The following is a 14,433-nucleotide window of genomic DNA, read 5'->3' on the forward strand; positions in this document are numbered from 1 at the left end:
GACCATGACCCAGAAACTCGTCATCATCGGGGCCGGCATGGCCTCTGGCCGGGTGATCGAGCATCTGCTCGACGCGGACCCAAGTGCTTATGACATTACCCTGTTCAATGCCGAGCCGCGCGGCAATTACAACCGCATCATGCTGAGCCCGGTGCTGTCGGGCGACAAGACCTATGAGGACATCGTCACACATTCGGACGCGTGGTACGCGGAGCGCGGCATCACTTGCCGCTTCGGCGAGCATGTGGTGAAGATCGACCGCGAGATGAAGGTTGTCGAAGGCGAGAACGGCCATGTGCCGTATGACAAGCTGGTGATCGCCACCGGTTCCGCCCCTTTCATCATCCCGGTGCCGGGCCACGATCTGCCGAGGGTGATCTCCTACCGCGATCTGGACGACACCAACGCGATGATCGCCGCCGCCGCCAAGGGCGGCAAGGCGGTGGTGATCGGCGGCGGCCTGTTGGGGCTTGAGGCGGCGGCGGGGCTCAAGGAGCGCGGCATGGACGTGACCGTGCTGCACCTGATGGGCCACCTGATGGAGCGCCAGCTGGACGAGGCCGCAGGATACCTGCTGCGCAAGGATCTGGAGGCGCGCGGCATCACAGTAAAAACCCAGGCCTCGACCAAGGCGGTACTGGGCGAGGATCGCGCGCAAGCCGTGCTCTTGGACAGCGGCGAGACTCTGGGGGCCGATCTGGTGGTGATGGCTGTGGGCATCCGCCCAGAGACCCGACTGGCCAATGACGCGCATCTGGAGGTTGCGCGCGGCATCGAAGTGAACGCGCAGATGCAGACCTCGGACCCGGATGTCTATGCGGTCGGCGAATGCGTGGAGTTCGGCGGTCATCTGTTTGGCCTCGTCGCGCCGCTATACGATCAGGCCAAAGTGCTGGCGGACAGCCTTTTGGACCTGCCGAATGCCTTCGTGGTCAAGGAGCTGGCCACCAAGCTGAAGGTGACCGGCTGCGATCTGTTCAGCGCCGGGGACTTCGCGGAAGCCGAGGGGCGCGAGGACATCGTCTTCCGCGACCCCTCCCGCGGGGTCTACAAGCGGCTGGTCATTGAAGACGACCGGCTGGTCGGCGCCGTGATGTATGGCGACACCGCTGACGGCAGCTGGTTCTTCGGTCTGATCAAGGACGGCACGGATATCGAGGACATGCGCGAGACGCTGATCTTCGGCCCAGCCTTCCAGGGGGGCGCCTCCGCGGACCCTCTGTCAGCCGTTGCAGCCTTGCCGCCTGAGGCGGAGATCTGCGGCTGCAACGGCGTCTGCAAGGGACAGATCACCAGCGCCATCGAAGGCGGCGCAACGGACCTCGGCGCGATCCGCGCTGAGACCAAGGCCTCGGCCTCCTGCGGCACCTGCACCGGGCTGGTCGAACAGCTCCTGTCGGTGACGCTCGGCGGTGATTACGCGGCCCCCCAGGCGCAGCCCGTCTGCGGCTGCACCAGCCACACCCACGAGGACGTGCGCCGCTTGATCAAAGGCCGGGAACTGAAAAGTCAGGCCGCGGTCTGGCAGGAACTGGGCTGGACCACCCCCAATGGCTGCCATGTCTGCCGCCCGGCGGTGAACTATTACCTGCTGGCGGACTGGCCGCTGGAATACCGAGACGACCCGCAAAGCCGCTTTGTCAATGAGCGCAAGCACGCCAACATCCAGAAGGACGGCACCTTTTCGGTGGTGCCGCGCATGTGGGGCGGCATCACCACGCCTGACGAACTGCGCGCGATTGCCGATGCCGCCGACAAGTATGACGTGCCGACGGTCAAGGTGACCGGCGGGCAGCGCATCGACCTGCTGGGCGTCAGGGGCGAGGACCTGCCTGCAATCTGGGGCGATCTGAACCGGGCCGGGCTGGTATCGGGCCATGCCTATTCCAAGGGGCTGCGCACCGTAAAGACCTGCGTCGGCACCGACCATTGCCGGTTCGGAACCCAGGACAGTACCGGACTGGGCATCAAGCTGGAAAAGCACCTGTGGGGATCGTGGACGCCGCACAAGCTGAAACTGGCGGTCTCCGGCTGCCCGCGCAACTGCGCCGAGGCGACCTGCAAGGACATCGGCGTGGTCTGCGTCGACAGCGGCTTTGAGATCCACGTGGGCGGCGCGGCCGGCATGGAGATCAAGGGCACCGAGCTCCTGTGCAAGGTCGCGACCGAAAAAGAGGCGATCGAGGTCATCTCGGCGATGACCCAGATCTACCGCGAGAACGCCAGGTATCTGGACCGGATCTACAAATGGCTGGACCGCGTCGGGCTGGACTGGGTCAAGGCGCAGATCGTTCACGACATCAGGAACCGCCGGGCGCTGGCAGACCGGTTCGCCCTGTCGCAATCCGTCTACCGCAAAGACCCCTGGGCCGAACACGCGCAGGAAAGCCCCGCGCGGGCGCAATACGCGCCGCTTGCCAATCTCACCCTGGAGGCTGCCGAATGAACTGGATCGATATCGGCCATATTGACGACATCCCCCTGCGCGGTGCCCGGGTGATCAAGACCCCCGCGGGCTGTGTCGGCCTGTTCCGGACCGGCCCGGCGGAGGTCTTTGCCGCCGCCGACCGCTGCCCGCACAAGGGCGGACCGCTGTCTGAAGGCATCGTTCACGGACAAAGCGTGACTTGCCCGCTGCACAACTGGGTGTTCGACCTGAACACCGGCGAAGCGCAGGGAGCCGATGAGGGCCGGATCGAGACCTACCCGGTGCGCGTCGAAGCGGACCGTATTCTGATCGGCGGCATCACCGCCGGCAAGCGGAGCGCAGCCTGATGAGCAGCCCCGCACCGGATGAGATCCGCTCCACCTGTGCCTATTGCGGTGTCGGCTGCGGCGTGCTGCTGCGCCCCGACGGAAACGGCGGCCTGGCGGTGCGCGGTGACCCGGACCATCCGGCCAATCGCGGGCGGTTGTGCTCCAAGGGGCTGGCGCTGGGAGAAACCCTGGGGCTGGAGGGCCGCCTGCTGGCCCCGCGGGTGAACGGGCTGGATACCGATTGGGACAGTGCCCTGGATCTGGTCGCCGGCAAATTCCGGCAGGCAATCAGGGATCATGGTCCGGACAGCGTGGCCTTTTATGTCTCGGGTCAGATGCTGACCGAAGACTATTATGTGGCCAACAAGCTGATGAAGGGTTTCCTCGGCTCGGCCAATATCGACACCAATTCGCGGCTGTGCATGGCCTCGTCTGTCGCCGGACACCGCCGGGCCTTCGGCACTGACACGGTGCCCGGCACCTATGACGATCTGGAACAGGCTGACCTGATCGTGCTGACAGGCTCCAATCTCGCCTGGTGCCACCCTGTGCTTTACCAGCGCATTCTGGCTGCCCGGGAAAAGCGCGGCACAAAGCTGGTAGTGATTGACCCGCGCCGCACCGCCAGCTGCGATCAGGCGGACATGCATCTGAAACTGCGCGCGGGCAGCGATGTGGCGCTGTTCAACCGGCTGCTGGCCGCGCTCTATGACGGCGGTGCACTGGATGCGGAATACTTGCGCCATGTCGAAGGGCTGGGCGAGACGCTGGAAGCCGCCTTCGCCTCCGATGCTTCGGTCACCGGGCTGACGCAGGAGGAAACCGCGGAATTCTGCGATCTGTGGCGCAGCACCGAAAAGGTGGTGACCATCTTCAGCCAGGGGGTAAACCAATCCACCACAGGCACCGACAAGGTGAATGCGATCCTGAATTGCCACCTGGCAACCGGGCGGATCGGCAAACCCGGCTGCGGGCCGTTTTCGGTGACCGGCCAGCCCAATGCCATGGGCGGGCGCGAGGTGGGCGGGCTGGCCAATGTGCTGGCCTGTCATCTGGACATCGAAGATGCGGCCCACCGGGCGGCTGTGCGGGCGTTCTGGGGGGCACCCGCAATGCCCGGGCAGCACGGATTGAAAGCCGTCGACATGTTCCGTGCAGCGGGTGACGGCCGGATCAAGGCGCTGTGGATTATTCACACAAACCCTGCAGTGACCATGCCGGAGGCAGGTGCCGTGCGTGCCGCGATCGAGGCCTGCGACTTCACCGTCGTAAGCGACATAACCGCTGCCACCGATACCGCGCGATTGGCGGATGTGCTTCTGCCCGCCGCGGCCTGGGCCGAGAAAGATGGCACCGTCACGAACTCCGACCGCACCATCAGCCGCCAGAGAGCAGCCCTGCCGCCGCCGGGCCAAGCCCGTCCGGATTGGGATATTCTGGCGGACGCGGGCCGCCGGATGGGGTGGCTGTCCGCCTTTGACTATCAGAGCCCGGCGCAGATTTTCCGCGAACACGCAGCCCTCTCGGGTATTGCGGCGGACCTGGGCCGCGATTTTGATATCTCGGGGCTGGCTGATGTGTCGGATGACGCATATGGCGCCCTCGAACCGCACCGATGGCCGGTCAGCCGCCGGCGCCGCGGCGGGCGTTTCTTTGCAGACGGTCAGTTCTTCCACGCGGATGGCAAGGCGCGGATGCTGCCAGTCCGCCACCAGCCGCCGGCAGAGACACCGGGGCGTCAGTATCCATTCCGCCTGAATACTGGCCGCATTCGTGACCAATGGCATACCATGACCCGCACCGCGCGCTCTCCGCGCCTGTCCGGGCATCTCGCGGAGCCTTTTGCCGAAATTCATCCGGCCGATGCGGATAATCTAGGGATACGGCCTGCGGACCTGCTGCGGCTGCACAGCCCGCACGGCCAGGCGATCCTGCGCGCGCGCATTACGACCGATGTGCAGCCGGGAGACCTGTTCGTGCCGATCCACTGGACTGGTGAAACGGCGCCCTCGGCGTGCATCGGTACACTGGTGTCTGCCAGTACCGACCCGGTATCAGGGCAGCCGGAAAGCAAAGCCAGCGTGGTTGCCGCGGAACGCGTGCAGGCCGCTTGGTTCGGCTTTGCGGTCTCTAGCCGGCCAATGGCTCCGCAGGCGGATTACTGGGCGCAGTCGCGAACTGCAGCAGGGTACCGGGCCGAACTGGCCGGCCTTTCCCAAATCCGCGACCTGGAGGCCGCCGCACGCGGTATGTTCGGCATGGCTGACGCCAAACTGCAAATGATGACCGACAGCCGTCGAGGGATTTCGCGATTGGCGTTTCTTGAGGACGGAAAGCTGCAAGCTGCCCTGTTCCTTTCCCCGGAACCCGTTGCCGTGATGCGCGACTACCTTTCCGGGCTGCCCGGAAAAAGTGCGCCCTGGGTTTTGACCGGCCGTGTACCGGCAGAAAAATCGGACCCAGGCCCGACGCTGTGCGCTTGCTTCAATGTCGGGGTGAATACGATACTTGATGCGATCGAAAGCGATGGCTTGATGAGTGTGGAGCAGATTGGTGCCGCGCTCAATGCCGGAACAAACTGCGGGTCCTGCCGCCCGGAAATCGCCTCGCTGCTGGAAAATTTCCCAACCCGGCAAGCGGCTGAGTAAATGAGTTGTTTGGGGCGGCTTCCATACCGTGGCACCAGGTCGGCGGCCAGGGGCAGATGCATCGGTTGGAACCGGTTGGCGCATTGCTGTCGGCAGCGGAGCGTGTCCAGCCTCCCAACGCAGGAACCGCTCACCAACTCCGGTTTGGGTGAGCCAGCGGCTGCATGATCCCCCCCGGAAAATTTCAGGATGCTGATGGTGCGGCATGGCGCGCTCGTCCAGACGCAAAGCCTGCCAGCTTTTCCCGCAGTCCTGCAGATTCGTAACGGATCGCTCAGCCGGGTATTGAAGTCCTGTGGGATTGGTTGGATATGTTGTGAGTAATTTGAGTTGGGTTTTCAGGAAGGGGCCGGGCGCTTCCGTGTGCCGCAAGCACGCTTGCGTTCTTGGCCAGGTCGGGCGTTCTGGTGTCTTCCATATTCTGATCTGCAGTTTTTGTGCTCCTCGCGGGCCCCAAAGTTTAGTTTTACCGGAGTTGTTCGTTGGATAATAAAGTCGATCCCACCCCGTTAACCTGCCAGGCCGCTGAACCGGCTGCCGATCGGCTGCACCGGCTGGAACTGGCGGTGCAGTGTGCTGACGAAGGCCTGACCCGGTGGCAGGCTGAGTGCTTTGCACAAGTGAGCAACCTGCCGCTGGCAGGGGCTGAGATCACCTTGCTGCTGCTGATTGGCAACGGCGGGCAGTCGAAAACAATCAAGGAACTGGCCCGATCCACCAATCGGGTTGATATTCCCAATATCCAGTATTCACTGCGAAAGCTGGCAGCCGCCGGGCTGACTCGCAAGCAGGGAGCCGGCCGCTCCGGCGTCACCTATAGCCTGACTGACGACGGCTGCCGGGTGGCCGAGAGGATGCAAGCCAAACGGGAGCGCCTTCTGGAGCGGGTGCTGGCTGGGCGTCCGGGACTGGCTGGGCAGCTAGACAGTGCGGCCGACGCACTGGAACAGCTGAGCGAACTTTATGAATCTGCGTTGCGCGAAGCAGACACGCAGCGCCAGCTCTGAAGTCCCATTGCACGGTCCGGCGGCGGCGGCATAAGATGCAGCCATGATAGAGCTCAAGGACCTCGCGCTGCTGACCGCCTTGGCCAGGCATCAGCATTTTGCCAAGGCCGCTGCCGACTGCGGCATGTCTCAGCCTGCCTTCTCAATGCGGATCCGCAATCTGGAAGAACGGCTGGGTTTGTCCATCGTACGGCGTGCCAACCGGTTCCAGGGCCTGACAGAGGAAGGCATGATGATCGTGCGCCGGGCGCGTTCGATCCTCGATGATGCCAAGGCGCTGGAGCAGGAGATCGCGGCGTCCCGCGGCGAGGTGACCGGAACGTTGGTGCTGGGTGTGGTGCCGACGGCCACCGCTTGGGCCGCGCAATTGGTGGATCAGGTGCACCATGCCTATCCGCGGATATTGGCCCGGGTGGAGGTCACCACATCTCTGGCTATTCAGCAGCGGCTCTATGATGGTACAATCGACGCCGGAATTACCTATGCCGACAGCATGGGCCGCGACTTGGTAACGGTGCAGCCGCTGTACGAGGAAAGCTACGTTCTGCTGGCTCCGGAAGCCATGGTTGCCGGCCGCGGCGACGCTATCAGCTGGGCCGAGGCGGCAGATCTGCCGCTGAGCCTGCTGGATCAGCAGATGCAGAACCGGCGGATTCTGGACCGGATCTTTGCCGACTTGCAGCTGAAGCCTGAGATCGTTTCCGAATCCAACGGTTTCATGGCGTCGATGGTTCTGGCGCGCGAAGGGTCGGCGGCAACGATTCTGCCGCGGGCCCTGATGCAGGCCCTGGGAGACCTGGGCGGCACCCGGGTGCTGGCACTGGTTGAGCCGGAGCAATCGCGGCCGATCTGTATCGCGACTCTGGACCGGACACCGGAGCTGACCACGATTCAGGCATTGAAAGGGGTAGTTGCGACGTTTGTTGACGATGAAATGACGCAAATGGCGTGATAATAAAATCTTATCGTGCATTCGGTTTTCTAGATTTGACGATATTCTTTCTTGATGGCATTTCGGACTGAATTACGTGCTGACTGGAGGACCCCATGGCACCATTGGATGATAGCAAGGGCGTATGGAAGTCCGGCAAAGGCAAGGGCCGCAAAACGCCCAAAGGCCGCCAGGTCGACGACATTGCGCTGAGCGAGGTTCAGGAACTGCTGGGTGACCGCCCGCGCAACCGGGATCTTCTGATCGAATTCCTGCATCTGATTCAGGACAAGTACGGCTGCCTGAGCGCGGCGCATATCCGGGCGCTGGCAGAAGAACTGCGCACCGGGCAGGCGGAAATCTATGAGGTTGCCACCTTCTATGCCCATTTCGATGTGGTCAAAGAAGGCGAGACGCCGCCGCCGGCGCTGACCATCCGGGTCTGCGACTCGCTGTCCTGCGAACTGGCCGGCGCTGCGCAGCTGCAAAAGGCGCTCGAGGACGGTCTCGATGCCTCGCAGGTCCGCGTTCTGCGCGCGCCCTGCATGGGCCGCTGCGACACCGCGCCGGTGCTGGAAATCGGCCACAACCACATCGACCACGCGACTCCGGAAAAGGTGCAGGCAGCGATTGCGGCAGACGACACGCATGCGCATATCCCCGAGTACGAAACCTTCGCCGCCTACACGGCTGAAGGCGGCTATGCTACACTGAAAGACCTGCGTGCCAATGGCGACTGGGAAGCGGTTCAGGCCAAGGTCAAAGAAGCCGGCCTGCGCGGCTTGGGCGGCGCAGGCTTCCCTTCGGGCACCAAATGGGGCTTTGTCCGCGCCAACGAAGGGCCGCGTTACCTGGCCGTGAACGGCGACGAAGGCGAGCCCGGAACCTTCAAGGACCGCTACTATCTGGAGCGCACGCCGCATCTCTTCCTCGAAGGCATGCTGATCGGCGCCTGGGCGGTCGAGGCCGAGAAAGCCTTTATCTACATGCGGGATGAATACCCGGCCGTGCTGGAAATCCTCGCTACCGAGATCAGGGCGCTGGAAGAGGCCGGTATCGTAGAGCAGGGTTACATCGATCTGCGCCGCGGGGCAGGGGCCTATATCTGCGGCGAAGAAAGCGCAATGATCGAGTCGATCGAAGGCAAGCGCGGCGAGCCGCGCCACCGCCCGCCCTTTGTGGCGCAGGTGGGTATCTTCGGGCGTCCAACCCTCGTGCACAACGTCGAAACCCTCTATTGGGTCGCCAAGATCTGCCGCGAAGGACCGGAGTGCCTGAACTCGGTTGAAAAGAACGGCCGCAAGGGCCTGCGCAGCTACTCGGTATCGGGCCGGGTGAAGAACCCGGGCGTGCACCTGCTGCCCGCCGGTTCCACCATCACCGACATCATCGAAGCCTGCGGGGGGATGCTGGATGGCCACGCCTTCAAGGCGTACCAGCCGGGCGGCCCCTCCTCGGGCCTGTTGCCTGCGTCGATGAACGATATTCCGCTCGACTTCGACACGCTGCAGCCGCATGGCACCTTCATCGGCTCCGCTGCCGTTGTCGTGCTGTCGGACCAGGATTCGGCCCGCGACGCGGCGCTGAACATGCTGCGCTTCTTCGAGGACGAAAGCTGCGGCCAGTGCACCCCCTGCCGGGTCGGTTGCGAGAAGGCTGTGAAGCTGATGAGCGAGAAGAAGTGGGATCAGGGCCTGCTGGAAGAACTGAGCACCGCGATGGTTGATGCTTCGATCTGCGGTCTGGGCCAGGCTGCGCCGAACCCGATCCGTCTGACCATAAAACACTTCCCCGAGGAGGTTTGAGCCATGAGCGACAAGATTACTTTTACCCTTGATGGCGAGCAGGTCACGGCGGAGAAGGGCCTGACCATCTGGGAAGTGGCCAACGGCCGCGGTCTGAAGATCCCGCACCTGTGCCACAAGCCGCAGCCGGGCTACCGTCCCGACGGCAACTGCCGGGCGTGCATGGTCGAGATTGAAGGCGAGCGCACGCTGGCCGCGTCCTGCATCCGCGAACCCGCCGAAGGCATGGTTGTCACCACCAACAACGCGCGTGCCGAAAATGCCCGCAGGATGGTGATGGAGCTGCTGGTGGCCGACCAGCCCAAGAAGGAAGAGGCGCACGACAAGTCTTCGCATATGTGGGACATGGCGGAGCTGAACGGTGTCACCGAGAGCCGCTTCCCCAAGCTGGAAGAAGGCTGCATTCCGCTGCTGGACGACAGCCACGTTGCGATGAAGGTGAATCTGGACGCCTGTATTTCCTGCGGTCTGTGCGTGCGTGCCTGCCGTGAAGTGCAGGTCAACGACGTGATCGGCATGGCGGGCCGCGGCCACAACGCCTATCCGACCTTCGACATCGCCGACCCGATGGGGCAGTCGACCTGTGTCGCCTGCGGCGAATGTGTGCAGGCCTGCCCGACCGGCGCGCTGATGCCCGCAACCGTGATGGATGACAATCAGGTCGGCGACAGCAAGGACTATGATTCCGAGACCGAAAGCGTCTGCCCGTTCTGCGGCGTTGGCTGCAAGGTGTCGCTCAAGGTCAAGGATAACAAGGTCAAATACGTCGAGGGCATCAACGGTCCTGCGAACGAAGGCCGCCTCTGCGTCAAGGGCCGCTTCGGCTTCGACTACATCCACCACCCGCACCGCCTGACCAAGCCGCTGATCCGCCGTGATGACGCGCCGGCCAAGGGGCTGAACGTGGACCCCGGCAACCTGTCGACCCACTTCCGCGAAGCGACCTGGGAAGAGGCGATGGATCTGGCCGCCAAGGGCCTGATCAAGCTGCGGGAAGAAAACCCGAAATCGATTGCGGGCTTCGGTTCGGCGAAATGCACCAACGAAGAGGCCTATCTCTTCCAGAAGTTCATCCGCCAGGGCTTCAAGCATAACAACGTCGACCACTGCACTCGACTGTGCCACGCATCTTCTGTTGCGGCGCTGATCGAGAACGTCGGTTCCGGCGCGGTGACCGCGACCTTCAACGAGATCGAAAACGCCGATGTGGCGATCGTGATCGGCTCCAACCCGATCGAAAACCACCCGGTGGCCGCGACCTACTTCAAGCAGTTCACCAAGCGCGGCGGCAAGCTGATCGTGATGGATCCGCGCGGCGTCGGCCTGCGCCGGTTTGCGACCGAGATGGTGCAGTTCCGCCCCGGTGCGGACGTGTCGATGCTGAACGCGATCATGAACGTGATCGTCGAGGAGGAGCTCTACGACAGCCAGTACATCCACCGCTGGACCGAAAACTGGGAAGCCGAGAAAGAGCACCTGCGCCAGTTCACGCCCGAGAAGATGTCGGAAATCTGCGGCATCTCGCCTGAGCAGCTGCGCCGTGTCGCGCGCACGTTTGCGAACGGCAAGGCCGGCCTGATCTTCTGGGGCATGGGGATTTCCCAGCACATTCACGGCACCGACAACTCGCGCTGCCTGATCTCGCTGGCCCTGATGACCGGCAACGTCGGCAAGCCGGGTGCCGGCCTGCACCCGCTGCGCGGCCAGAACAATGTGCAGGGTGCCTCTGACGCGGGCCTGATCCCGATGTTCCTGCCGGATTACCAGACGGTGACTTCGGATGATGTGCGCAGGAGCTTCACGGATGTCTGGGGCGGCGGCGACTTTTCGAACGAGAAGGGCCTGACGGTGACCGAGATCGTAGACCAGGCGTATGCCGGCAACATCAAGGGCATGTATATCCAGGGTGAGAACCCGGCGATGTCCGACCCGGATGCCGACCACGCGCGCGAGGCCTTTGCCAAGCTGGATCTGCTGATCGTGCAGGACATCTTCCTGACCGAGACGGCGAACTATGCCGACATCATCCTTCCGGCCTCGGCGCTGTATGAAAAGAACGGCACGGTGTCGAACACCAACCGTCAGGTGCAGCGGGTTCGCCCCGCGGTGGCGCCTCCGGGCGAAGCCCGCGAGGACTGGAAAATCACCGTGGAACTGGCGCAGCGCATTGGCCTCCCCTGGGATTACAAGGATGTCAGCGAAGTCTTTGCCGAGATGAAGCTGAACATGAAGTCGCTCGACAACATTACCTGGGAGCGTCTGGAGACCGAGACCATCACCTATCCGTCGCTGCATGAGACCGACCCAGGTCAGGCGATCGTGTTCGGCGATGGCTTCCCGCGTCCCGAGGGCCGGGCACGGTTCACCCCGGCATCGGTGATCCCGCCGGATGAGGCGCCGGATGCGGACTATCCGATGATCATGACCACCGGCCGCCAGCTGGAGCATTGGCACACCGGGTCGATGACCCGTCGTTCTTTGGTGCTGGATGCGGTAGAGCCGGAGGCGAACTGCTCGCTCAACCCGCGCACCCTCAAGCTGATGGGAATCGAGCCGGGCGAGATGATCCGCCTGTCGACCCGCCGCGGCTCGATCGAGATCATGGCGCGTGCCGACCGGGCCATTGCCGAGGACATGGTGTTTGTGCCGTTCGCCTATGTGGAGGCGGCAGCCAACATCCTGACCAATCCGGCGCTGGACCCTTATGGCAAGATCCCCGAGTTCAAGTTCTCGGCGGTGAAGGTCGAAAAGATCGAAAACCAGATCGCAGCCGAATAATCACGGCAGAGCGGCTGCAGCAAACAGGGCGGGCGCGGAACCTAAGGGTTCCGCGCCCGTTTTTTCTGGTGGCGCCGGGCTGGCGCCCGGCGCGGCAGCGCCAGGCAAAGTCGGGGCATGAGCCCGCCGGTGTTGCTGAGGTTTTTCGCTTCGGGCCTTGCCCGAAGCGATCCGCGCCGCGCCCTTGGGCGCGGCGCCCGGCCCAACTGCGGACGGGCATCTCTGATGGCTGTGCCGCAGGTGGGAGCCGCCCGCTGCCTGATCCGGAAGTTCGGGCAGGGATAGCAGCAAAGGTTGCTCAGGCGTGGCGAGACAGGAACCGGTCCAAATCCCGCTTGGACGGCGGCAGGCCGGAAAACACCTTGACCCACCCGGGCATGAGCGAAATCCGGTATTCGGTGCTCTCGCGCACTTGCATCGAGATATAGCCGATCTGGGTATAGATCATCGTGCGCGCCCGGATCAGCGCATCATCTGCCGCATAGCCGAACCGGGTGAACATCGCCGTCACCGCCTGCTCGCGCCGGGTGTCGGCCCGGTCCAGCCTAGCCTGCAGGCCAGTATCGTTGCGGGCCCAGTTTCGGATCGCCAGGTCGAGCCGGGCGTCAAACAGGCCGGGATCGATCCAGCAGTCGAAAAGATTGAACAGCGCTTCGGCGATGCTCTCGGCATAGGCTTCGGTGCGGGCCACAAGGTTGCCGGTATTTTTGTCCTCCCAGCGCCGGATCATTGCCTCGAGCAGCGCTTCGCGGTCCTTGAAGTGCCAGTAGAAACTGGTGCGCGACACGCCCAGACGCTTGGCCAGCGGCATCACCTTGACGGCTTCCACGCCGCTTTCCGTCAGTACTTCGTAGGCGGCGGCAAGCCAATCGTCTTCGCTCACCCGTGCGCGGGGAATGTCCTGTGTGTTCATGCAGCAGCCTTAGCACCGGGGCGCCGGGCGGGCAACTTTTCCTGACATGCATGAACCTTTACTTGACACGTGTGTCAAGATATTGTCCCGTAGCAACCACCAAGACCCGCCCCAGGAGAGACGGCCATGTCCAAGGATCCGCTGCTGCAGCCCTATCAGTTGAAGCACCTGACGCTTCGCAACCGGATCATGACGACCAGCCATGAACCGGCCTATCCCGAGGAGGGAATGCCCAAGGCCCGCTATGCGGCCTATCATGCCGAACGGGCCAAGGCGGGAGTGGCGCTGACGATGACGGCCGGATCTGCGGCGGTCAGCCGTGACAGCCCGCCGGTGTTCAACAACATCCTCGCCTACAAGGACGAGGTCGTGCCCTGGATTCGCAGCCTGACAGACGCGGTGCATGAACATGGCGCGGCTGTGATGATCCAGCTGACCCATCTGGGCCGCCGTACCGGATGGAACAAGGGCGACTGGCTGCCGTCGGTCAGCTCTTCCCGGCACCGGGAACCTGCGCACCGGTCTTTTCCAAAGCTGGCGGAAGACTGGGACATTGCCCGGATCACCTCAGACTTTGCCGATGCGGCGGAGCGGATGAAGGAAGGCGGCATGGACGGCATAGAATTGCAGGTCTATGGCCATCTGCTGGATCAGTTCTGGTCGCCGCTGACCAATGATCTGGACGGGCCTTACGGCGCCCAGACGCTGGAGAGCCGGATGAAATTCCCGATGGATGTGCTGCAAGCGGTGCGGGACCGGGTCGGCAGTGAGTTCATTGTTGGCCTGCGCTATACGGCGGATGAGACGCAGGCGGGCGGCATTACCCCTGCGGAAGGGATCGAGATCTCCAAGAGGCTGGCGGCCTGCGGCATGGTGGATTTCCTTAACGTGATCCGCGGCCGCATTCACACCGATCCGGCAATGACTGATGTGATTCCGGTTCAGGGCATGAAATCGGCGCCGCACCTGGACTTTGCCGGTGAGGTGAAGAAGGCAACCGGCATGCCGACTTTTCATGCGGCTCGCATTCCGGATGTGGCCACCGCCCGCCACGCGGTCGCCAGCGGCTTGCTGGACATGGTTGGAATGACCCGGGCGCACATGGCCGATCCGCATGTGGTGAGGAAGATCCGTGAGGGGCGCGAGGCTGATATCCGCCCCTGCGTTGGTGCTACCTATTGCCTGGACCGGATCTATCAGGCCGGCGAGGCGCTGTGCATCCACAACGCAGCCACTGGCCGCGAACTCACCATGCCGCACGAAATTGCCCCGGCAACGATCCGCAAGAAGGTTGTCGTCATCGGCGCCGGCCCAGGCGGACTGGAAGCCGCGCGGATAGCGGCAGAGCGCGGCCACGAAGTGACCGTGTTTGAAGCCGCCGCAGAGCCGGGAGGCCAGGTGCGCCTGACGGCACAGAACCCGCGCAGATCCGAGATGATCGGCATCATTGACTGGCGCATGGCGCAATGCGCCGCCCGGGATGTTGCGTTCCGCTTCAATACCTGGGCCGAGACCGAAGATGTGATGGCGCTGGATCCGGACGTGGTGATTGTAGCGACAGGCGGGACGCCTTGCATGATGTTGCATGAAACCG

Annotated in this window: 9 protein-coding genes (1 of these 9 running past the window's edge); 8 read left to right on the plus strand and 1 reads right to left on the minus strand. The window is 63.5% G+C overall.

Features of this window, described 5'->3' with window-relative positions:
- Positions 1-4: 4 nt before the first annotated feature.
- The 7 genes from nirB (at position 5) to fdhF (ending at position 11,926) form a co-directional block, all read left to right on the plus strand.
- On the plus strand, positions 5-2,446 hold the full coding sequence (gene nirB / locus OKQ63_RS00515) for a nitrite reductase large subunit NirB (protein WP_264212049.1): 2,442 nt from the start codon (positions 5-7) through the stop codon (positions 2,444-2,446).
- Positions 2,443-2,775, plus strand: coding sequence for a nitrite reductase small subunit NirD (gene nirD / locus OKQ63_RS00520; protein ID WP_264212050.1), 333 nt, complete (start codon positions 2,443-2,445; stop codon positions 2,773-2,775). The genes nirB and nirD overlap by 4 nt, the downstream gene beginning before the upstream one ends.
- Positions 2,775-5,405, plus strand: coding sequence for a nitrate reductase (locus OKQ63_RS00525; RefSeq protein ID WP_264212051.1), 2,631 nt, complete (start codon positions 2,775-2,777; stop codon positions 5,403-5,405). Before nirD ends, OKQ63_RS00525 begins: the two co-directional genes overlap by 1 nt.
- Before the next feature lie 482 nt (positions 5,406-5,887).
- Positions 5,888-6,412: a winged helix DNA-binding protein gene (locus tag OKQ63_RS00530; RefSeq protein ID WP_264212052.1), complete on the plus strand. Its 525-nt coding sequence runs from the start codon at positions 5,888-5,890 to the stop codon at positions 6,410-6,412.
- Between the two features lie 43 nt (positions 6,413-6,455).
- Positions 6,456-7,364, plus strand: a complete 909-nt coding sequence (locus tag OKQ63_RS00535) for a LysR family transcriptional regulator (RefSeq protein ID WP_264212053.1) — start codon at positions 6,456-6,458, stop codon at positions 7,362-7,364.
- Positions 7,365-7,459: 95 nt separating this feature from the next.
- Positions 7,460-9,148, plus strand: a complete 1,689-nt coding sequence (locus tag OKQ63_RS00540) for an NAD(P)H-dependent oxidoreductase subunit E (protein ID WP_264212054.1) — start codon at positions 7,460-7,462, stop codon at positions 9,146-9,148.
- A 3-nt stretch (positions 9,149-9,151) separates the two neighbouring features.
- The gene (gene fdhF / locus OKQ63_RS00545) at positions 9,152-11,926 is read left to right on the plus strand and encodes a formate dehydrogenase subunit alpha (protein ID WP_264212055.1); all 2,775 of its coding nucleotides are present in this window, start codon (positions 9,152-9,154) and stop codon (positions 11,924-11,926) included.
- A gap of 298 nt (positions 11,927-12,224) precedes the next feature.
- Here fdhF and OKQ63_RS00550 read toward each other — a convergent pair whose 3' ends face one another.
- Positions 12,225-12,839 carry a TetR/AcrR family transcriptional regulator gene (locus OKQ63_RS00550; RefSeq protein ID WP_264212056.1) on the minus strand — a complete coding sequence of 205 codons (615 nt, stop codon included), beginning with the start codon at positions 12,837-12,839 and terminating at the stop codon, positions 12,225-12,227.
- Between the two features lie 126 nt (positions 12,840-12,965).
- Here OKQ63_RS00550 and OKQ63_RS00555 point away from each other — a divergent pair, with 126 nt between their 5' ends.
- On the plus strand, positions 12,966-14,433 hold the 5' portion of the coding sequence (locus OKQ63_RS00555; RefSeq protein ID WP_264212057.1) for an NADH:flavin oxidoreductase. 578 nt of this gene lie beyond the right edge of the window; the window shows 1,468 of its 2,046 coding nt (coding positions 1-1,468); its start codon is at positions 12,966-12,968; the stop codon falls past the right edge of the window.

Origin of the sequence: Leisingera thetidis (assembly GCF_025857195.1) — a bacterium.
Lineage (GTDB): Bacteria > Pseudomonadota > Alphaproteobacteria > Rhodobacterales > Rhodobacteraceae > Leisingera > Leisingera thetidis.

What these genes read in the sequence shown, in the direction of transcription:
- OKQ63_RS00535 (WP_264212053.1), top strand. Translation starts at nt 6,456, where the DNA reads ATGATAGAGCTCAAGGACCTCGCGCTGCTGACCGCCTTGGCCAGGCAT.
- OKQ63_RS00540 (WP_264212054.1), top strand. Translation starts at nt 7,460, where the DNA reads ATGGCACCATTGGATGATAGCAAGGGCGTATGGAAGTCCGGCAAAGGC.
- nirD (WP_264212050.1), top strand. Translation starts at nt 2,443, where the DNA reads ATGAACTGGATCGATATCGGCCATATTGACGACATCCCCCTGCGCGGT.
- OKQ63_RS00525 (WP_264212051.1), top strand. Translation starts at nt 2,775, where the DNA reads ATGAGCAGCCCCGCACCGGATGAGATCCGCTCCACCTGTGCCTATTGC.
- fdhF (WP_264212055.1), top strand. Translation starts at nt 9,152, where the DNA reads ATGAGCGACAAGATTACTTTTACCCTTGATGGCGAGCAGGTCACGGCG.
- OKQ63_RS00550 (WP_264212056.1), bottom strand. Translation starts at nt 12,839, where the DNA reads ATGAACACACAGGACATTCCCCGCGCACGGGTGAGCGAAGACGATTGG.
- nirB (WP_264212049.1), top strand. Translation starts at nt 5, where the DNA reads ATGACCCAGAAACTCGTCATCATCGGGGCCGGCATGGCCTCTGGCCGG.